Origin of the sequence: Nocardia callitridis (assembly GCF_039543305.1) — a bacterium.
GTDB lineage: Bacteria > Actinomycetota > Actinomycetes > Mycobacteriales > Mycobacteriaceae > Nocardia > Nocardia callitridis.
The window spans coordinates 267,105-286,804 of sequence record NZ_BAABJM010000007.1; the positions used below are offsets into that span (position 1 = coordinate 267,105).

A 19,700-nucleotide genomic window follows, 5' to 3' on the forward strand; every position below is an offset into this window, starting at 1 on the left:
CCTCGATAGCCGGGCGTCAACGGTTTCCAGGTCAGCCAGTGGGCCTCGCCCGGGCGATCGGAACGGTGTCGCCCGCTCGGGGCGGATCGAGCGAGACCGCGCCGCTGTTCGAATCATGTTGAGCACCAGCAGTCCTCGTGGCGCGGGCCGCCCCGATCGCCCGCTATCGCGGTATGGGTCTCAGCACGGGCCCTCCCGGTCGGCGGGGTAGTTCGTGCGCGCCGGTTCCGGGGCCGCGGTGGGTTCAGGTGCGGCCGGGCGGGCGGCGCCGGTGGGTTTGTGGGCGCGAACGCCGGCGCGCGCCGGTGCGGGCGTGCCGTTGAGTCGTGCGAGCCGCGCGTTGTAGGCGTCGAGTGCCGCGTGCTCGTGGTCGATGTCGGTTTCGGGGGCTGTGGTGCCGAGGAGGGCGCGGTGGCGAATGCCGTCGAGCCAGGGGCCGAGTCCGGTGTCTCGGTCGGCGAGGCGAATCCATTGTCCGACCGCGGCGAGCATGATCAGCATCATCAGGCCGTCGCCGCCGAGCCACATGATGACTCCGGCGAGGCTCTGATCGGCCAGCGGGTCCGGCCCCCAGTGGCGGGTGTCGGCATAGGCCGGTGCGAGCACGGTCCCCGACATCATCAGAGTGACACCGACGAGGGTGTCGGGTCCGACGCAGATGGCGAGAACCACGAGACGCAGCGCGAAGGGCCACTTCGGGTCGATGGTCAGCTCGTCACCGGCCAAGGGCAGCAGTAGCAGATATCCGGTGACCAGGTAGAGCACGAGTTCGCTGTCGTGGATCCACATGTGCGTCGACATCGCCTGTTGGAAGCCGGTGAGGTGGGTGAGCAGCAGGACCGCGCCGTAGAGCGGAACCGTTGATCGGGGCGAGACCAGGATCCGGAAGCCGCGGCTCGCGCGCATGCGATCGATGGTCGCGGCGGTGGTTGGTCCCGTGGCGTCGTGCAACAGGCGGATCGGTTGCGCCCATACCAGCAGGGTCGGAATCACCATGATCAGCAGCAGGTGCACGACCATGTGGACGGAGAACAACGCGTGCGAATACGTCGCCAACGCGCTGTCGACGGCGACGACGGTCAGCGCCAGGGCGAGCAGCCAGCATCCCGTTCGCAGCAGGGGCCAGCGCAGCCCGTGGCGCGTCGCCCGCCGGACCAGCCAGAGATAGCCCGCCGCGGCGATCAGGAGCAGCACATTCACGACGGGCGGCCATGTCCACGTGGTGAGGATCGTGGCCGATGTGGGCGCAGGGACGCCCTCCATGCCGGTCACCGTCGGTCTCCAAAAACAAGCACACTACAATTGTTGCACTGTGCATGATTTCGGTTGTCGGGTGAGGGGGCAGTAATGGGTGCGAGACCCTCCGAGGTGATCGGCCGGTGGTCGCTGGTGCGCACCCCGTGGCAGGAGTGGCTACGCGAAAGTCGCGGCGGTCTGGTGGCGCTGGCGCTGATAATCGGCGCCGGTGCGGGTGGGGGCGCGATCGTATTCCGCTGGCTGATAACGAGTTTCACTCGACTGCTGTCCGGGCATGACGACTACTCGGCCGCAGGGCATGCGCTGAATCCGCACTTCCCGGCGTTGGGTCCGTGGTTCGTCGTGTTGGCTCCGGTCGTGGCCGGGCTGATCTACGGGCCCTTGGTCTATCGGTTCGCGCCGGAGGCGCGCGGTCACGGTGTACCCGAGGTGATGTATGCCGTCGCCGAACGCGGCGGACGGATTCCACCCCAGGTGACCATCGTCAAAGCTCTCGCCTCCGCACTGTGTATCGGAGGCGGGGGATCGGTCGGGCGCGAAGGGCCGATCGTGCAGATCGGTTCGGCATGGGGATCGAGCATCGGGCGGCTGACTCGAATTCCGGAGCGGCGCCTACGGATACTCGTCGCCTGCGGAGCCGCCGCCGGTATCGCGGCCACCTTCAACGCGCCGATCGCGGGGCCCTTCTTCGCGATGGAGCTGATCCTGCGCGACTTCGCCGCCGAATCGTTCGGCGCGGTCGTGCTGTCGAGTGTGACCGCCAGTGTGATCGGCCGTGCCGCACTCGGAAACGAGCCATTTCTGGATCTGCCCTTCTTCAGCCTGCGGTCGGGATGGGAATACGGCGCATTCGCCCTGCTCGGTGTCGTGGTCGGTGCCGCGGGTGTGGCGTTCACCCATGTGCTGTACCGCATCGAGGATCTGTGCGACTGGGCGTGGCGTGGACCGGAATGGCTGCGGCCCGCGGTGGGCGGTCTGCTGCTCGGCGGGGTTCTGCTGGTCCTGCCCCAGATGTACGGTGTCGGCTATCCGGTCCTCGGCGACGCCATCGGCGGCCACTATGTGCTGTGGATGCTGGTCGTGCTCATGGTGGGGAAAATGATCGCGACCAGCCTGACCATCGGAATCGGCGGCTCGGGTGGTGTGTTCGCGCCGTCGTTGTTCATCGGCGCGATGGGCGGCACCGCGTTCGGTGTCGTGGTCCACCACCTGTTCCCGTCCGCGACCGCGGCGCCGGGTCTGTACGGACTCATCGGCATGGGTGCGGCGTTCGCGGGCGCGACCCGCGCGGCGATCACGGCGGTCATCATCCTGTTCGAGCTGACCGGGGAGTATTCGATCATTCTGCCGCTGATGCTGGCCGTGGTCGTGGCCACCGGAATCTCGCGGGTGCTGTCGAAGGAGACGATCTACACCCTCAAGCTGACCCGCCGCGGCGTGGATTTGGATGCGGCACATGCGGGTCCGGCCGGTCGGCTCGATCGCGTCCGCGTCGCGGAGGTGATGGAGCCATGCCCCGAACCGGTCGCCGCCGACACCACGATCGAAGACGCCAGCCGAGCGGTCTGGGCCTCGGCGCACGCCATGGTGGCGATCATCGACGCGGACGGCAGGTATCGCGGGTGTGTCACGGCCGAGGCAGTGGCCGAGTCACTCGCGGACACCGAATCCGCGGACATCACCGTGGCAGATCTGGCGGTGCTGCCGCGTACGGTCACCGAGAATCAGACGCTCGCAACAGCGTTGGATGCCATGGTGGGGGAGTCGGGTACCGGTATCCCGGTCGTCAGCGGTTCCGGTGACATCGTGATCGGCTGGCTCACCCACAGCGCGGTGCTGAAAGCCCTCCGTCCCGCCGAGGCAAAGGACCATGGGGCCATCGAGCGCGTGCGACAGCGATGATGTCGGAGCCGCTACAGCTGATAACCCTCGATATCCTCGCCGGGCGGCGACTCACCACCGGCCGCGGCGAACGCCGTGAGCGCCCGCACCAGCCCCTCCCGGTCGGCCAGCGGCATCCGGGCGGCCACAGCGGCGATCTCGTCACGCCGCCGGGCGGTCGCCGTATCGACCACCTGCCGTCCCCGGCCGGTCAGCGCGACGATCTGTTCGCGGCGTGAATTCGGATTCGTCCGCCGGTCCAGCAGACCGCCCGCGACCAGCCGATCGACCATCCGGGTGGCTGTCGAGGGTTGTACGTTCAGCGATCCCGCCAGCGTCGCGACATTGGCCGGCCCGCGGGAGGACAGAATCACCAGTGTTCGGAACTGCGGAATGGTGATCGTCTCGTCCACCGACGCGATGGACCGGGCCGACAACGCCACCAACAGCCGGGAAGCCGTCAACAGTGCGTCGGTGAGCTGGTCGACGTCGCGCGCATGAGCGGGCTCGACCTTCGACACCGATGCCTCCATCCACTCGCTCCAGAAACCGCTCGCACGGACACGAGCCGACGGCTGAACAACTCGATCATATTGAGAGCAGAAGCGATCCAGAACACCGCATGCTCGGCTGGACACGCCAGTCGATAGACCCGCCCGTTCCTGCCGGGCCCGCGCCGGAGTAAGACCGCGGTGTCACGCCCCGGATCGTACTGGGCATAGTCGATCTGTTGCCCCCGACTTCGGTGTCTACGCGGGCGTGCCCGACGGCTGTGTGCCGGTGTTCTGGGCGTGCGGTGTCACGCCACACCGGCACTGCCGGATCTGGGCTTCGACTTGCGATCACCCACCTCGCGGGGCCATATGCTCGTGCTGGACACCCTGCTCGACGAGACACGGAGCATCTCATGACGCGATACCTCCGTCCTCGACGCGGTCTGCATCGACCACGTCGCCCCACGCCCCGCGTGCGCCACAGAAAGGTATGGCGGGCGCTCACCGCGGTGAGCTGAGGTGCTGCGGCCCTCGTGATCCGTCCGCTCGGACCGTGGCTCGAACATTGCGACCCACGCCGCCAGCGGAGGACACTGGGGTATGGCTGACAGGGAGCAACGCACACCTTTCTATGGAATCGTGCTTATTCTCGCTGCGCTCGGTGCGTCGATGGCCGTCACCTATTACGGACCGGTGTGGTTCCGCGTCACGGTCTACACCCTCACGGTTCTACTCGTCCTGATCGGCGGCGTCATGACCTTCCGGGACTACTCGCACTGACGTAGCGACAACGCACATGCCGCGGCGCCTGGTCGTCGTCGCGCGGATCGACGCGTCCCTGTACTCGGCGAGTTCGGAACTCGGTCACGGATTGGATCCACGTCGCGTCCCGCTTGGCGCAACAGCCGAACTCTGCACTGCTATAGAGACTTTCACGGTTGCGCCGCCCATGCGATCGGAGGGATCGCGTGCTGTTTGATGAGCGGGTACAGTGCCGATTCGCGGGCAAATTACCGCAACACATTGCGAGCCGGGGGTTTCTCATGATCATCTGGGGCTGGCGGAGCCAGATCCAACAGTTGGCGATGCTCACATTGGTCTGCGGGTACTGTCGCAACCCGGCCGCGCACGCGCTGCGCGCGACAATCACCAAGTTCACCTTGTTCTTCATCCCGCTGTTCACCACGAGCACCAGGCACGAGATGCAGTGCACCTGCTGCGGCGCCGTGTCGTACGTCCCGCCGCACCACGTCAACGAGCTGCTCGGGCGCGCGCGCCAGGAAAGCGCGCAGACTGGCCATTACGGCCCCGGCCCCGGCATTCCCAACCCGGCGCCGCCGAATATGGCGCAACCGAATGCGTCCTGGTCGCAACAACGGTAACCGAAACGCCGCCACCCGCCAAGGCAAGTGGCGCCGCCGGAAACCAACGGCCCCAATTTGTTTCGGTGCTCGCTGCGCCGGTGATTCGACGGAAATCGTACGCATCGCGGCTGACCGGTGCCTGCGCGCGAACCTGTTCAGGTCAGCGCGCGAACATCGGCGACATCGTATTCGCAGACCGTGGCAGCGAGTATCGCGGTGCGTTGCTCCTCGCTCGGCCCGCTCCCGCGGAATGACTCGACCGCCGCTTGTGATTCCCAGCGTTCGTAGATGTTGACACGGCCGTCATCCAGTAGATCGGCGGCGATGCTGAAGTCGAGACAGCCAGGCACCGACCGTGCCTGCTCGACTACGTCCACGCAGTCCGCCAGGTAGGACTCGCGGTGTTGCGGGTCTACGACAAGATGTCCGGCGACGATGACCATGTGTTCTCCCAAGCTGGTTTCGGAAGGCTTCCACCTATAGGACCGGTCGTCAGGCCCGAACTCATCGGTGGACACGATTACTGAACCCGCACCCGCACTGGACGCCGCACTCGCACGGGACAAGGCGCGAGCCGAGGACCGCGACACCCGCACTGTGGCGGCGAGCTCGGGCCGCTGCGTACAAAGGTCGGAGCGGCGAATCACACTGCCGCTAAGCGGAACTGGCGGCTGTGCCGCAGCAAGGCGGTACCTGGCCCCGGGTCGGTGCTGGATCGCTATCGTCTTGGGGTGCCACGACTTTGCTCGACAGCCCTTCAACGCTGGAACAGCGATCGCTGTAAGGCGTTGGACAGCCTTGAAGCTGCTCATACCGCCGTTACGGGAGGGCGCCGCGGACGCCAATACGCCACTGAGCATTTGAACCCCGCGCTCTTCGTCAGCCTCGCTGCCGAGTTTCAAGGGGTTCTGCCGCGACTTGCACGATGAAGCCGCAGAGGCCGTAGCGCTGCAAGCAGGAGCGCCTAGTGATCCGGTCGTTGTGCTTTTCCAGAGCGCGCTGATCAGGGCTCGGCAACTGGACAAGGGCAACGCGCAGTCGGGCTCGCTGGGCAACGACTTCTACATCCTCGATATCGCTCTATGGGACGACTTGGGGGTTAAGTACCCCACGCGAAAGAAGCAGTGGCAGGGCACCTTGGACGAACTGAACAAGGCCCGGAACGCGATCGCTCATCGCAACGATGACCAGCTGGCGAAGGTGAAAGCTGGGCAGCCTCTCAATCTTCGAACCTTCAAGAAATGGAGGTCGTCACTGCATGGAGCTGCCTCTGACTTCGACAACGTCGTCGGCGCATACTTGAAGGACTCAGCGGCGATAGGCTGGCAGGCGTAGGAGGTGGACACGATGGCGGGTACGGCTGTGAAGAAAACTCGGGCGCTGAAACCGGGTGATCATGTTCGCGCTCGGGTCGGCCGACGCGAAGTTGAGTGGACCGTGACCGGCGCGAGTGGTGGGCGCGTCCATGTCAGTTTCAAGATGAAGGATGCCGACGAGCCGGTTTCGAGGCTCTACCGCGAGAGCCAGGTTCGTTCGGACTGAAGTTCAACAGCTCAGTAGACACCTGATTCAAACTGTCATCCAGCCGGTATAGCCGCTGCGTGGCAGTCGTTTCTGCATATCCCGAACAGTGCCTGGCACGACATGAGCCGTTCCAGGCTTACCTGCTGCGGTCGATCATGGAGTGTTCGGCACCCGGCCTGGTCAACTGGCCTGCCTGGTTCAGCGTGACGCTGATGGTCATTTTCCTGCGTAGAGCGATTGCATCAGCTCCCGGTGCTCACGCATCAGCGGATGGCTGACGACGCGCCGGGCACGCAGCACGAAGGCTTCGAGCACTGTTGTCGGGGTGCCGTTGCGGCCCTTCCACTTACCCACGGCTCCTTTATCTTTCACTGGCAGCGAGTGTTACCTCTACCTCGGACACGCGCTGTTTCAGCCGCACCGATCCGGCTTCGGCCGCCACCGTGCGCACCTGGTCGAGTGTGAACCGGGCGGCGTCGGCGTTCCCGCTGCGCGCGTACGCCTCGGCCAGCCACGACCGGTACAGAGCAGCCTCGCGCGCCCTCTCGGCTGGATACCGCTCCACCACGGGTGACAGCAGTGTCTCGGCGGTGGCGGCGTCGCCGAGCTGCACCGCACAGCGCGCCCTCATTACGTCGATCTCGTCGCGGTCGAGCCAGTAGGTCCAGTCGGGTTCTTCATCTCCGAGTCGACGGCGGTCGTATTCGTCGTCCACCCCATCCAGCGCGCGCCGGGAGGCGTCCGCGTTGCCGGACTTCGCAGCCGCCCAGGCAACCCGCTCGCCGAGCAGAGCCCGCACCACTGGAACAGCGTCGGGGGCAGCGCCTCGTAGCGCCGAGCGGGCCAGCAGGCAGGCGTCTCGGGGGTCGCCGGTGTTGGTGAGCATGTAGCTCAGGGTCGAGAGCAGTTGCCCGGCCAGCGGTCGGTCTCCGGCCTCGGTCGCCGCGCTCACCCCGTCCAGGTAGACCTTCTGGGCCTGCGGGTAACGCCCGGCGTCGGCGTAGACCCAGCCGCCGAGCTGTGACAGCTCGCCGACCACCCGCAGCAGCCGACACCTGACCTGCGGCGCGTGCGTCGTCTCGTAGACCACGGCCCGCGCGGCTTCCAGATCGCACCGGACCACCGGGTGCAGGGTCGACCCTCCCACCATGTCATCCAGGCGGCGCAGCTCCACCACGCGGCGTTCCATCTCGTCGGCGAGGCTGGAGCTCACCCGCCGCCCGGCCGTCATGTGCTCCGCCGGGGGCGGGTCGGCCAACAGCCATTCGTGCGCGATGCGGAGCGGGTCGTCAGCGGCCGGTGCCAGCGTCCCGGCAGCGGTGCCCAGCGCCGCCGCGTACGCCTCCGCGATCTCGTCGGTGACCGGGGCGTAGGCCGCGTTCGATCTGGCTCAGATACGCAGCGCTCCAGTGTGTTCGGCGAGCGAACTCTCGCAGGCCGATCCGGGCGTCCTCACGGGCTGCGCGCAGCGATGAACCGTCCACGGGTAGTTCGTTCATCGCAACCCCTTCCCGAAGTCGTGACCCGGCATTCACAGATAGCAAACACCGAGCTGACAGCGGCAACCGCTGTAACCGTGCCTGCATCCAAAATACCCGCCTAACGTCCATTTTCGTCCTCGTCGCCGGGTACTGACCCGGCCCGGTACCGGTTCCCCGGCGACGGGGTGCACTCCACGCACCAGTAGTGAGCAGGGGAACGCGATGCGACCGACGGCCTTGGGATGGATTGACTTCGAGGTGAGCACCGCGCCGGAGTGGGATGCCGCGCAGGTGGCGCGGTTGGGGCGACGTCTCGGCTACCACGTGATATGGGCGGATCAGTCCTCGGTGTTGCCGGTGGTCGACCAGGTCCGCAACGCGCGAGTGGAGGCGGTGATCGTGCCTGCCCCGGATCATCTCGGCCCGTTGGCGCTGAACTGGTTGATGGGTGTGACCGATGTCGAGACCGTGCTACCCCGGTTGTCGTTCGCACGGTGGACGGCGGTCGGCGCCGGGCAGTGATCACCGTCGGGTGGTTCGTGGTGGTCGGCCTGCCGGTCGGGGTGATCGTATGGGCGGTGTGGTGGCCGCGCCGCTGACCTACTTGCCGACATCACCCACGAACGCGTCCAGGAAAATGGGTCGCTGCCAGCGCAGCCAAGATCGCGCGGGCTCGGTGCGCAAGAACATGACCGTGCTGAATCAAGTGCTCGCCGAAGCGGTTCGGCGGCGGCGCATCGCTGCGAAGGCGGTTCAGCGGATGCCCGGCCACAGCTCGGCCACGCTGACCTTGGACCGGTACGGGCGCCTGTTCGAGGACGACCACGATGCTGTTGCCGACCGGCTGGAAGCCCACTTCACCGAGGCGTCAGCGGTGGAATGTAGTCGCGAGGCGGTCGCGAAGCTCCGTGGTACATCAACGGTCCGGACATGCCGGCCAGCCGGGTGGATTCGGCCAGCTGTCCAGCGCGCTTGTTCATAGGGGTTGTTGCGCGGCGAATACCCTCGAACCAAGCCAATCATTGTGAAACCGAAGGGATCTGATGTCGTCGTCGCAGCACTGCGATGACAGCCGCAGTGGTCGGGACTACTGTTTAAGGGTGGTTGCTGCGCAGGGGATGACCGAAGATGAGACATGCCGGACACTGGTGATACCAGCCCTCACTGAGTCGGGCTGGGCGAGCGAACAGATTCGCCCACAGTTCCGCATCAACGATGGCCGGTTGACCGCGACACCGAAGCGGCATATCCCCGGCGATCCGCTGGTTGCGGACTACGTTCTGGAGTACGTGCCAGACGTACCTATCGGAGTTGTCGAAGCCAAGCGCTACCGCATCGATGTCAACGACGGCGTGGAGCAGGCTCGCCGATACGCCGCGAAGCTGGGGTTGTCTTTCGCCTACGCCACCAACGGTCGGCAGATCGTCGAGATCGACTACAGCGGTGCGGCCCCGACGATCCGGGAAATCGACCGTTTCCCTGGTCCGGACGAGCTGTGGAACCGGTACCTGGCCGATCAAAAGGCTGACTCCGATATCGGGCGGGAGCTCCTGGCCGCACCCTACGATCACACGTTGCGAAACTCCGACAACACCATCAAGCGTGTTCGTTACTATCAGCGCGTCGCGGTCGCCAGTACCCTCGCGGCCATCGCCAATGAGCAGAAGCGGATCCTTCTCGTGCTTGCCACCGGTACGGGAAAGACGATGGTCGCACTGCAGATTGTCGCCAAACTGCATAGATCGCAATGGGTCTCGGGTCGCAAGCCGAGGGTTCTGTACCTGTCGGACCGTTCGATGCTGGTCGACGATCCCAAAGACAAGTACTTTCTGCCAGTCTTCGGCGCGGACGATGTCCACAAGATCAGCGGTGAGCCCGTTCGGGGCCGGAAGATCTATTTCGCCCTCTACCAGGCGCTGGAAAGGGGAGACGAAGAGGAACTCTTTCGGCGCTACGAGCCCGAGTATTTCGACCTGATCATCGTCGACGAATGCCATCGGGGCAGTGCTCGGGACGATTCGCAATGGCGCCGCGTACTCGAGCACTTCGCGCCCGCGACGCAAATCGGGCTGACCGCGACTCCGATCAGTAGGAGGGAGGCCGACACCGTCGACTATTTCGGTGAGCCGGTCTACACCTACTCCCTTGCTGACGGTATCGAGGATGGTTTTCTCGCGCCATACCGGGTGCGTCGTGTCCGGTTCAACGTCGACATGGAGGGCTATCAGACCGAGCCGGGCCAGCTGGACAAGTACGGGTATGAGATTCCAGAACGGGTGTACGGGCCGCGGGACTTCGAGCGGACGATGGTCATCGAGGAACGTACAGAGGCTGCCGCGCAGTACATTATCGACTATCTCCGCAGTACCGCGGACGAGGGCAAGCATGGCAAGACAATCGTTTTCTGTCAGGACAACGACCATGCCGCGCGAATGCGCAACGCCCTGTTCAACGTGGCCTCGTCGGAAGTACGGACGCACCATGACTACGTCGTGCGGATCACCGACGCCGATGGTCCGCATGGCCGGGCTTCGCTCGATGACTTCCGCAAGGATGATTCCGATGAGCCGGTAATTGCCGTGACGTCGAAGCTGCTCAATACAGGTATCGATCTGCCCGTCGTGCGCAACATCGTGTTGTTCCGGCGGATCCTGTCGATGGCCGAGTTCAAGCAGACCATCGGCCGAGGCACCCGATTGTGCCCGGAGATCGGAAAGGGCTCCTTCGACATCATCGACTTCGTCGAGGCAACGCGGCTCTTCAACGATCCTGGCTTCGACGGTCCTCCGCTAAGGGTGGTGAGAGACATCGCGGATGATCGCGGGCATGTGGTCGATAGCGCCCAGGAGGAGAATTCCGGCGGCGACGTCGATTCGGCGCACATGGCCGAGCCCGAGCCTGTATATGACCGGACGGGCGGCGATGGGTTCGATGAGCCGAGTACCCGGAACAGGGTAGAAGACCCGGATGTGGTGGACCGTATCCGCTCGAGGGGTCGGCGATACGTGGTGAACGGCGTGCATGTCTACAAGTGGGGCGAGCGGCGGTATCAGCTCGACACGGACGGCCGGACAATGCGGCTGGTGACCGTCCAGCAGTGGGTTCGCGACCGCGTCATCGAACTCGAACTGGCGCCGGACAAGCTGCGCTCCCAGTGGGCTGTCGCGAGGAGCCGCCGCGAGCTCGTGAACTTCCTACTCGCTGCCGATGTTGCGGCGGAGGAGCTTCCAGAAGAGTTCGGTAGCCCCGACGTCGATCCGATCGACCTGCTGCTCAATGTCGCCTGGGGACTGCCGCTGGTGAGTCGGGAGGAACGGCTGAATCGGTTCCTGCACGAGCATCGAGACTTCCTGAAGTCGTTCCAGCCGCAGGCCCGAGATGTGCTTGAGGAGATGCTACTGAAGTTTGCCGAGCACGGTTCCGCCCAGCTCAAGCCGGAGACTCTTGGAGTTCGCCCGTTCACCGAGATGGGTTCCGTGGTTGAGCTGACGAGCCACTTCGGGGGAGCCGAGGCCCTGCACGAAGCCATCGACGAGCTGGGCAAGAGACTGCTCGAGGCCTCATAACTAAAACTTAATTGTAGTTTGATGTCAATGGGGCGCGCATAGCTAAAGTTGATTATTAGGTATCCGTCACGGGTAGGGTAAGGCGGTGCTCAGGGACCGAACCGACACCAGGGCCGCCCTCTGGCAGATCGCCAGCGGGCAGCGAGGTTATTTCACAGCCGCACAGGCGCTGGCGGTCGGGTACTCGTATCAGGCTCAGCGTTACCACGCCACCCATGGCAACTGGACCGTGGTTGACCGTGCGATCTACCGTTTCCGTGAGTTCGAATCGCTTCCCGCCGGCGAGAACGACCATCTGGTCCGTTGGTTTTTGTGGAGTAAGCGGCGCGCAGTCGTTTCCCACACTACTGCCCTATCTGTCCACGACCTGGGCACTGCCAACCCCTCGCGGATCCATCTCACCGTTCCCCCTGGCTTCCGCCAGAAAGACGAAGCCGTAATTCTGCACCGTGCCGAAATCACCGACGATGAGATCGAGGTTCGCGACGGCTACCGTGTGACGACGCCAGTGCGGGCCATCATCGAGGCCGCGGCCGCGCAGGTGGACCAAGACGTAGTGGACTCTGCCGTCGCTGACGCTCTGGCGCGTGGCTTGGCCACTCGGCGCCGGCTCCTGCATGGGGCGCAACTATTCGGCGCGCGCGCCGAACTCGGTATCGATCGGGCACTCCGGGAGACGCATTGACCGATCGTTATCGGGACGCAACCGCGCTCCGCCGTGCTCTCGAGGTGCGGCTCAAACAACAGGCAGCCGATACCGCCACTGATCTGGCCCGGCGGCGTCGACTCGTGGTCTTCGACCGAGTCGCAGCTCGGCTTTCCGTCGACCCGGTTGCCGGCTGGGTACTCAAAGGCGGCGCCGTCATGGAATTCCGGCTGTGTGGCCGAGCACGGATGACCAAGGACATGGACCTGGCTGCCCGCCCTGACAATGAACCGGACCTCGACGGCCCGGCAGTACGTGCCCTGCTCATCGATGCACTTGTGGTGGATGGAGACTCGGACGGCTTTGTCTTCCTGGTTTCACCGGCGGTCGATCTGAAGGCTGATTTTGCCGGTCGAGGTGCCTGGCGGTTCTCCGTCGAGGCCCGCCTGGCGGGTAAGCCTTTCGCGACCGTACGTATCGATGTCGTCGCCCGCGGCGCGGAAATCGCCCTGACCGAGCGGCTTCCGCTGCCCAACACACTGGGCTTCGCTGGAACGCCACCCCGCGACATCGAGGCGGTCGATCGTCGCCAGCATTTCGCCGAGAAGTTGCACGCCTTCACTCGCGACTACGGTGATCGACCCAATACGCGGGTCAAGGATCTGGTAGACCTGGTACTCCTCATCGAAAGTGGCTTGACTCCAGACGCTTCCGTTGTCCGGGCGGTGCGCCATGTATTCGCCGTCCGGGCAACACATGAAATCCCGCCACAGCTGCCCGAACCGCCGCCGGCATGGATACATAGCTATCCAGAATTGGCCGTGGGCCTCACTGAAACGCCCGCTCGACTCGATGCAGCGTTCGACGCGGTGGTCGAATTCTGGTGCGAGGCAACCGATAACAAGCACAACGAGAAAGGCTGAGATGGCGTCCCCCAGGAAGAAGTCCGCCGTGGCCACTACGTCACGAGCGCGGCTCGCGTCGGTCATCAAGTCGGCGCGCGATACCATGCGTAAGGACGCGGGCCTCAACGGCGATCTCGACCGCCTCCCGCAGCTGTCCTGGCTGCTGTTCCTCAAGGCATTCGACCAGCGGGTCGAACAGGTGGGTCCGCTGCTCGACCCCGACTACCGCCTGGCGATCGATGCGCCGTACCGGTGGCAGGATTGGGCGGCGAATCCGGATTTCAGCGGAGCGGAGCTGAAAGCATTCGTCAACGACAAGCTGATCCCATATTTGGCTGAGCTGAAGGGGGCTGAGGGCGACGCGGACGATCCCCGCAACGTGCTCTCGACCATCTTCAAGGACGTCACCAATCGAATGCAGTCGGGGACGCTACTGCGGGATCTGGTGAATCTCGTCGACGAGATCCACTTCGACTCATCGGACGACATCCACACGATGGCATTCCTGTACGAGTCGATTCTGAAGGAAATGCGAGATGCCGCAGGCGATTCCGGTGAGTTCTATACTCCGCGCCCGGTGAACCGCTTCATGGTGCAGCAGTCCTTCCTCGAGCTCGGGGAGTCGATCCTCGACCCGGCATGCGGAACCGGCGGCTTCTTGGTTCAGGCTTACGAGGATCTGGTGCAGCGGGTGGAAACCGACACCCAGCGCCGCCGCTTGCACAACGACCTTCGCGGTATCGAAAAGAAGTCACTGCCCTATCTGCTGGCCAGTATGAACCTGCTGCTGCACGGAATTGGCGCACCGCGCTTGGTCCGCGAGAACGCCCTGCTGCAGATGCGGGATGCCACCGCGGCGGATCGGGTTGACGTGGTGTTGACCAATCCGCCGTTCGGCGGTGAGGAAGAACGGTCGGTCGTCGAGCGGTTCCCGAAGGGCTACCAAACCCAGGAGACGTCGTGGTTGTTCCTGCGCGCCATCCTCGATCAGCTGAAGCCAGGCGGCCGCTGCGCCATCGTCCTGCCGAACGGCAGCCTTTTCGCCAACGGTGAGAACAGTATCGGGGCACGTATCAAGAAGAAGCTGATGCAGGACTGCAACCTGCATACCATCGTCCGGCTGCCACAAGGTGTGTTCGCGCCGTATACCCAAATCCCGTCGAATCTTTTGTTCTTCGAGAAGGGACAGTCGACAGAAGAGGTTTGGTTCTACGAGATCGCGCCGCCGGATGGTCGTCGGGGCTATTCCAAGACAAAGCCGATGCAGGTTGAGGAGTTTGAGCCGTGTGTGGAGTGGTGGGGAGGGGTAAAGCGTGAAGGGCGTGTGGATGGCGGGAACGCGTGGATGGTATCAGCGGTCGAGGTTGAGAAGTCCGGATTCAACCTTGACTTCTCGAATCCTCATGATGGAGAAGAACTCGCTCACCGGTCGCCGGATGAAATTGTGACGGAGCTGATAAAAGTAGAGGATGAGATACGAGGCCTCCTGGAGGAAGTTCTTGACCAGTTGAAGGGGCGAGTGTGAGAAGCTATCCCGAATCTCCGCTATCCGATATATTGATCCCAGTGAATAATTCTGTCAGGATTATTGACGAAGAGTGGTACGACATTGCGGGAATCTATAGTTATGCACGCGGTATTTTTCGAAGGCCAAAAATTAGCGGTGCAGAAACTAGATATCAACGGTTTAACACGATTCGCGAAGGCCAGGTTGTGTACAGCAGACTCTTTGGCTGGGAGGGCGCCATTGCTTATGTTACCAGCGAGTTCGATGGCCTGCATGTCTCGCACGAATTTCCAACCTACGACATTGACCCCGGTCATGCCGAGCCTCGCTATATTCGCCATGTAATCACTTGGCCAACCCTCCATCTATCGCTAAGTAGAGGGGCGTCAGGGATGGGTTCGCGTAGGCAACGGGTAAACCCTGAGAGGTTTCTCAGTTCATTAATTCCTTTGCCAGATTTGGATGAACAGCGACGCGTTGCTGACAAACTTGATGTCGCGATGTCTCGGATCGCTCGATACGTGGCTCTGCGGGAACATTCCAGGCTAATCGCCAATCAATACATGGACTCGCTACTTCGGCCGATTGATGTCAAGTCACCACTTTCCGAAGTCTTGTCCATCGCTAGCGATTTCGTGAATGTGGAACCAGATGAGAAATATTATACTGCTGGAATTCTCAACCGTGGCCGTGGTCTGTTTCGTCGTCCGATTATCTCGGGGAACGAGACCAAGTACACTCGATACAATCGATTGCATGCTGGCCAGTTTGTCTACAGTAAGCTTTTTGGCTGGGAAGGCTCGCTCTCTGTTGTTCCTACCGATTTTGAAGGTATTCATGTTTCGCACGAGTTCCCGACATTCGATATCGACGAGTCGTTGGCCGATATTGAATACATGACTCATCTCGCTCGTTGGTCCGGGTTGCATGGTGCACTCAAGGACAAGGGCACCGGCATGGGATCCCGGCGCCAACGTGTCAATGTGGATCGACTGCTGGCCACACCGGTTCCACTGCCCAGCCTCGACGAACAACGGCGTATCGCTAAGCAGCTCACGCTGATTCGACGGGCTACCGAAACCGGAGCAGAACAGGCTGCACAAGTGGCGAAACTGCGCACCGCGCTCCTCGACGCGGCGTTCTCCGGACAGCTGTAGCGACGTTCCCCGTCAGTCCGCAGAATCGCGGTCGACCGGTTCGTCCATGAGCGAATCGGGGTCCGCGTCCTCCGCGGGCACATCGTTGTCGGCCAAGAGCTGCGCAACCCGCGTAGACGCTTGACTGTTTGAGCCGGCCGCTTGGCCGATCAGCTCCATCAACCGTCGGTGCAAGGTCTCCGATCGCACGCGCAGAAAGGTGTCAAAGTCATCCCGCAACGCTGCCTGGTAGGCATCCTCGTCTACCAGGCAGCTGCGCAACCGCGCACGTAGCGATTCCTCGTCTTCGAGGTCGGCCAGGTCTCGCAGATATTGTGATGGTGGTCGGTCGGTCACCCAGATATTGCTGTTGGAGGTGAGCATGACCAGGTTGCCGCACACATTCGTCCTGGTAGCGCTCACCCCGCGAGAGCGCAGAAATGCCTTCGGGAAGAAATGATGGAATTCCTTGTCGTTCTGCCACGACAGCGACCGGCCCACGTCGATGCGCTGCCCGGTGAGCAGATCGCGGGGATCCTCGTAGGAGAGGAGGAGGGCGAGAAGCTTGCTTGGTGCGTTCCGTTTGGAGAAGGCGCTACGCCGCCACAGGGCGCTGCGTGGAAGCGCCGCCCCTGTCTCGAATTCGGTGGTCTCGCCGTTGGCGAACGAGGTGATCGCCTGAAGGTCGGGAACCATCTGGGTGTCACTCCAGCCCTTGAAATACTCGCCGCTCGCGGTCAGCCAGAACCATCGACGCAAAGCGTCGTATTGCCTGGACGAAGGTTTCGGTAGCTGTCGGAATACTTCGACGAGCACCGCGAACTGGTTGTAGTAGGGCAGCGCATTGGCTGTCGGCGTGCGGATTTGGGTGCTGAGGAAGTCCACTGCCCGCGCTGCGGCCTTCGCGGCGTCGTCCACAGCGGCGCGCAATCGATCCTTGTCCAGTTCTCGCAGCCGGTTGATGTCCTTGGCGGAGAACCCGAATCCCGCGGCGACGGCGATCGTTCGCAGCATGGTCTTGGTGTCGACCCGGCCGTAGAGCTTCGCGTCGAGCACCCGCAGGAGTGATTCGATCTCGTCCTTCAGGTCGAAGTCAGGGCTCCACGTTCCTGCCCGTGCCACGTCGACGATGTTCATCGGTGTGCCGGTGCTGTTGATACGCACGAAGACCCGCGACGATTCCTCGGCCGACATGTGCTTCAACGTCACTACTGGGACAAGGTAATTGGCGAACTGCTCATACAGATCGGTGGCGCGGTCGCGAAGTTCAGGCGACAGATCGCCGACCTGCCGGAAGAGGGAGCCTGCCGCGCTCACTTGTCGCATGGAGACTATGTGCGGCCCGGTTGGACCGTCCGGCGTGCGCTGGAAGAAACGTTCCGCTGCCAGGTCATAGGCGATGTCCCACAGGCCGGTCCCGCCATGCAGGGCGCCGATTATGCTCGCGAGTCTCTGCTGGCCGTCGAGGATATACCTGACCGCCTGGTCGGGACGCGGTGGTTCTACGGCCAAACCGGCAACCGTCTGCTCGCTCGCGATTTGCTCCGTGGTCTCCCAGAGCAGCATGCTGCCGATGGGATAGTTGCGCAGAACAGAGTCCAGTAGTTCGAGAATCTGCTGTGGTGTCCAGACGAATGCACGCTGGTACTTGGGCAGCACGATCTCGCCCGTGAGTACGCGGTCCGCGAGCCGGGAGATTGGCACTATCGTCGGCTCTGGACTGGCGAACGGGCGCCTGCGGCCTGTCGAGTTCACTGGCAATCTCCCAGGAATACGGCGATCTTGGACATTGCCGTGAAGTCTAGGGAGCAGTACTGACAGGTTCTCAGTATTCGAGGTCGGCCCCCAGCTGAGGGCGGGTGGGAAGGGGGACTGCTGCACAATCCGGTGACAGCGTGACCTCGCCGTGCAGCAGTCCGGAGGAGGAGGCTCTTGTCCGCTTTACGGCCAAACCTGTGCAAAAGCTCGTACAGGTTTGTGCCCTCGGCAGGATTCGAACCTGCGACACCCGCTTTAGGAGAGCGGTGCTCTATCCCCTGAGCTACGAGGGCTGGCCCGGTTGACCGGTGGTCGTTTGGGGGCTGCGGAGTGAGTCTACCGGGTTGGGGGTGGGGTGGCCGAATCGGTTAGGGGGTGGGGGTGCCGGTGAAAGTTTTCGTGTAGGCGTTCGGGTGGAAAGTTCTTGTCTTCCAACGGTATAGGGCGGTGACGCCGGGCCAGTTGTTGGTGATTCGGCCTGCGGCGTTGCGGTACCAGCTGGAGCAGAAGTTCCAGGGGGTGTCTTTGAGGCGTTTTTGTAGCCAGTCGTCCCATTTTTGGTCGGCGGCGGGGCTGGCGGCCAGGTGGTGGTCGGGGTGGGTGGTGAGGTAGGTGACGATCTGGCGGATATAGCGGGCTTGGGATTCGAGCATGTAGATGATGGAGCCGGAGCCGACGTTGGTGTTGGGGCCGTACATCATGAACAGGTTGGGGAAGTCGGGGACGGAGATGCCCAGGTAGGCGCGTGCGCCTTCGGCGCCCCACACGTCGGCGAGTTTGCGGCCGCCGATGCCGTGAATGTTCATGGGGGCCAGGAATTCCGTGCCTTTGAAGCCGGTCCCGTAGACGATCACGTCGACGTCGTGGTCGACACCGTCGCTGGTGCGCACGCCGGTGGGGGTGATCGCTTCGATCGAGGTGGTCTCCACGGTGACGTTGGGTTGGCCGAGTGCCGGGAAGTAGTCGTTGGAGAACAGTGCGCGCTTGCAGCCGGGCGGATAGTCGGGGGTGAGTTTGCGGCGCAGTTCGGGGTCGGGAACCTGCTTGGCGCGGTAGCGATCGGCCAAGGCGACGGTGGGTGCTTTGAGACCGGGTAGGTCGGTGAGTGCCAGTGCCATGAATTCGAAGAACAACCAGACGCCGAGTCGTTCGGCGAGGCGGCTCGGCGGGTAGTACTTGAACATCGTGTGGTGCAGCTTGCTGTAGGCGATGTCGGGTTTGGGAAGCACCCAGGCCGCCGAGCGTTGGAACAGAGTGAGGTGTGCGGCGTCGGGTTGCAGGCGCGGAATGTATTGGATCGCACTGGCTCCGGTGCCGATGCAGGCGATGCGTTTGCCGGCGAGGTCGACGTCGTGGTTCCACTCGGCGGAATGGAACCAGTCGCCGGTGAAGGTGTCGATGCCTGGCAGGTTCGGCAAGGCGGGGCGGGAGAGTTGGCCGACGGCGGGAATCAGGATGTCGGTGCTCAGGTGCGCGCCATCGGCGGTGCGTAGGTGCCAGGTGCCGCCGGTTTCGTCGAATTCGGCGTCGGTGACCTCGGTGCCGAATCGGATGTGGCGCACCAGATCGTGCTTCTCGGCGACGCCGCGCATGTATTCGTGGATGTCGCGTTGCTCGGAAAACCGTTTGGGCCAATCGGTTTTCGGCGCGAAGGAGAAGGAGTAGAGGGGTGAGGGGACGTCGACGGCGGCGCCGGGGTAGGTGTTTTCCCGCCACACCCCACCGAGGTCGTCGGCGCGTTCGAGGAGGGTGAAGTCCTCGATTCCGGCCCGCTGGAGTTCCAACGCCACGGCGAGCCCGCCGAATCCGGCTCCGATGATGAGAATCGATGGCGTTGTCATGGTTCGAGGGTAGGCGTCGAACGGGCCGCTTCGAAGAGATCCACGGACAGCGAATCGATATTTTCGGTCAGGTGGATGTGGGATTGTGGGCGCTGAACGCTATCGCCGGGGTTGTTCGGGTGCGGCGTGGAATCGTTTGGAAGCGCCGGTTTCCGCGCGCTTCGATAGTCCGCCGAGCTGTGCGGGCGGCGGCGGGCCGTACTTGTTGTCACACAGGCACGCCGACCTTCGGTGATCCCGTGGCGGTTGTGGGGGGCGGTGCGCCCGGTGCCGGGCGCACGTAGCTGCTGGTCGATAACGAGAGTGGTGCCGTTGTCGCGGTGGGCGGCCAGCGGGCCAT

At 63.5% G+C, this 19,700-nt stretch carries 18 protein-coding genes and 1 tRNA gene; 11 read left to right on the plus strand and 8 right to left on the minus strand.

The features are described from left to right. Positions 1–180: 180 nt before the first annotated feature. Positions 181–1,263 (minus strand): cytochrome c oxidase assembly protein, encoded by a 1,083-nt coding sequence (locus ABEA50_RS27435; RefSeq protein WP_345499201.1) that lies wholly within the window; start codon positions 1,261–1,263, stop codon positions 181–183. An 84-nt stretch (positions 1,264–1,347) separates the two neighbouring features. On the opposite strand from ABEA50_RS27435, the gene ABEA50_RS27440 reads away from it, so the two are divergent. Then, entirely contained in the window at positions 1,348–3,159 is a 1,812-nt protein-coding gene (locus tag ABEA50_RS27440; RefSeq protein WP_345499092.1) for a chloride channel protein, read from the plus strand. Between the two features lie 11 nt (positions 3,160–3,170). On the opposite strand, the gene ABEA50_RS27445 is transcribed toward ABEA50_RS27440, so the two are convergent. Next, positions 3,171–3,659 (minus strand): MarR family winged helix-turn-helix transcriptional regulator, encoded by a 489-nt coding sequence (locus ABEA50_RS27445; RefSeq protein WP_345499094.1) that lies wholly within the window; start codon positions 3,657–3,659, stop codon positions 3,171–3,173. Between the two features lie 573 nt (positions 3,660–4,232). Here ABEA50_RS27445 and ABEA50_RS27450 point away from each other — a divergent pair. Then, the gene (locus ABEA50_RS27450; RefSeq protein ID WP_345499096.1) at positions 4,233–4,412 is read left to right on the plus strand and encodes a hypothetical protein; all 180 of its coding nucleotides are present in this window, start codon (positions 4,233–4,235) and stop codon (positions 4,410–4,412) included. Between the two features lie 263 nt (positions 4,413–4,675). Then, on the plus strand, positions 4,676–5,014 hold the full coding sequence (locus ABEA50_RS27455; protein WP_345499097.1) for a zinc ribbon domain-containing protein: 339 nt from the start codon (positions 4,676–4,678) through the stop codon (positions 5,012–5,014). Positions 5,015–5,151: 137 nt separating this feature from the next. Here ABEA50_RS27455 and ABEA50_RS27460 read toward each other — a convergent pair whose 3' ends face one another. Then, positions 5,152–5,439: a putative quinol monooxygenase gene (locus tag ABEA50_RS27460; RefSeq protein WP_345499098.1), complete on the minus strand. Its 288-nt coding sequence runs from the start codon at positions 5,437–5,439 to the stop codon at positions 5,152–5,154. 475 nt (positions 5,440–5,914) lie between these two features. On the opposite strand from ABEA50_RS27460, the gene ABEA50_RS27465 reads away from it, so the two are divergent. Continuing rightward, positions 5,915–6,331, plus strand: coding sequence for a hypothetical protein (locus tag ABEA50_RS27465; RefSeq protein WP_345499099.1), 417 nt, complete (start codon positions 5,915–5,917; stop codon positions 6,329–6,331). 405 nt (positions 6,332–6,736) lie between these two features. On the opposite strand, the gene ABEA50_RS27470 is transcribed toward ABEA50_RS27465, so the two are convergent. Together ABEA50_RS27470 and ABEA50_RS27475 are read right to left on the minus strand one after the other, a co-directional pair. Then, positions 6,737–6,874, minus strand: a complete 138-nt coding sequence (locus ABEA50_RS27470) for a hypothetical protein (RefSeq protein ID WP_345499100.1) — start codon at positions 6,872–6,874, stop codon at positions 6,737–6,739. Between the two features lie 7 nt (positions 6,875–6,881). Further along, complete coding sequence (locus ABEA50_RS27475) at positions 6,882–7,751, minus strand: tetratricopeptide repeat protein (RefSeq protein ID WP_345499101.1); 870 nt, start codon at positions 7,749–7,751, stop codon at positions 6,882–6,884. A 508-nt stretch (positions 7,752–8,259) separates the two neighbouring features. On the opposite strand from ABEA50_RS27475, the gene ABEA50_RS27485 reads away from it, so the two are divergent. The 7 genes from ABEA50_RS27485 (at position 8,260) to ABEA50_RS27515 (ending at position 15,782) form a co-directional block, all read left to right on the plus strand. Further along, positions 8,260–8,523 carry a hypothetical protein gene (locus ABEA50_RS27485; RefSeq protein WP_345499103.1) on the plus strand — a complete coding sequence of 88 codons (264 nt, stop codon included), beginning with the start codon at positions 8,260–8,262 and terminating at the stop codon, positions 8,521–8,523. Between the two features lie 49 nt (positions 8,524–8,572). Beyond that, positions 8,573–8,983 (plus strand): hypothetical protein, encoded by a 411-nt coding sequence (locus ABEA50_RS27490; RefSeq protein ID WP_345499105.1) that lies wholly within the window; start codon positions 8,573–8,575, stop codon positions 8,981–8,983. 118 nt (positions 8,984–9,101) lie between these two features. Beyond that, the gene (hsdR, locus tag ABEA50_RS27495; RefSeq protein WP_345499107.1) at positions 9,102–11,567 is read left to right on the plus strand and encodes an EcoAI/FtnUII family type I restriction enzme subunit R; all 2,466 of its coding nucleotides are present in this window, start codon (positions 9,102–9,104) and stop codon (positions 11,565–11,567) included. Positions 11,568–11,652: 85 nt separating this feature from the next. Then, complete coding sequence (locus ABEA50_RS27500; protein ID WP_345499109.1) at positions 11,653–12,252, plus strand: type IV toxin-antitoxin system AbiEi family antitoxin domain-containing protein; 600 nt, start codon at positions 11,653–11,655, stop codon at positions 12,250–12,252. Next, positions 12,249–13,136 carry a nucleotidyl transferase AbiEii/AbiGii toxin family protein gene (locus ABEA50_RS27505; RefSeq protein ID WP_345499110.1) on the plus strand — a complete coding sequence of 296 codons (888 nt, stop codon included), beginning with the start codon at positions 12,249–12,251 and terminating at the stop codon, positions 13,134–13,136. The genes ABEA50_RS27500 and ABEA50_RS27505 overlap by 4 nt, the downstream gene beginning before the upstream one ends. 28 nt (positions 13,137–13,164) lie before the next feature. After that, positions 13,165–14,643 (plus strand): class I SAM-dependent DNA methyltransferase, encoded by a 1,479-nt coding sequence (locus ABEA50_RS27510; protein ID WP_345499112.1) that lies wholly within the window; start codon positions 13,165–13,167, stop codon positions 14,641–14,643. 41 nt (positions 14,644–14,684) lie between these two features. After that, positions 14,685–15,782 carry a restriction endonuclease subunit S gene (locus ABEA50_RS27515; RefSeq protein ID WP_345499114.1) on the plus strand — a complete coding sequence of 366 codons (1,098 nt, stop codon included), beginning with the start codon at positions 14,685–14,687 and terminating at the stop codon, positions 15,780–15,782. Positions 15,783–15,794: 12 nt separating this feature from the next. Here the strand turns inward: ABEA50_RS27515 and ABEA50_RS27520 are convergent, their stop codons facing one another. From ABEA50_RS27520 to ABEA50_RS27530, 3 genes are all read right to left on the minus strand, one after another. Beyond that, positions 15,795–17,465 carry a DUF262 domain-containing protein gene (locus tag ABEA50_RS27520; RefSeq protein WP_345499115.1) on the minus strand — a complete coding sequence of 557 codons (1,671 nt, stop codon included), beginning with the start codon at positions 17,463–17,465 and terminating at the stop codon, positions 15,795–15,797. 274 nt (positions 17,466–17,739) lie between these two features. Beyond that, positions 17,740–17,812 (minus strand) — tRNA-Arg (locus ABEA50_RS27525). Positions 17,813–17,887: 75 nt separating this feature from the next. Next, a complete protein-coding gene (locus ABEA50_RS27530) occupies positions 17,888–19,360 on the minus strand; it encodes a flavin-containing monooxygenase (RefSeq protein ID WP_345499116.1) in 1,473 nt (490 codons plus the stop codon). Positions 19,361–19,700: the final 340 nt, after the last annotated feature.

Coding starts and splice junctions, on each gene's coding strand:
- ABEA50_RS27475 (WP_345499101.1), bottom strand. CDS start 7,751: ATGACGGCCGGGCGGCGGGTGAGCTCCAGCCTCGCCGACGAGATGGAA.
- ABEA50_RS27460 (WP_345499098.1), bottom strand. CDS start 5,439: ATGGTCATCGTCGCCGGACATCTTGTCGTAGACCCGCAACACCGCGAG.
- ABEA50_RS27530 (WP_345499116.1), bottom strand. CDS start 19,360: ATGACAACGCCATCGATTCTCATCATCGGAGCCGGATTCGGCGGGCTC.
- ABEA50_RS27455 (WP_345499097.1), top strand. CDS start 4,676: ATGATCATCTGGGGCTGGCGGAGCCAGATCCAACAGTTGGCGATGCTC.
- ABEA50_RS27490 (WP_345499105.1), top strand. CDS start 8,573: ATGGGCGGTGTGGTGGCCGCGCCGCTGACCTACTTGCCGACATCACCC.
- ABEA50_RS27435 (WP_345499201.1), bottom strand. CDS start 1,263: ATGGAGGGCGTCCCTGCGCCCACATCGGCCACGATCCTCACCACGTGG.
- ABEA50_RS27440 (WP_345499092.1), top strand. CDS start 1,348: ATGGGTGCGAGACCCTCCGAGGTGATCGGCCGGTGGTCGCTGGTGCGC.
- ABEA50_RS27450 (WP_345499096.1), top strand. CDS start 4,233: ATGGCTGACAGGGAGCAACGCACACCTTTCTATGGAATCGTGCTTATT.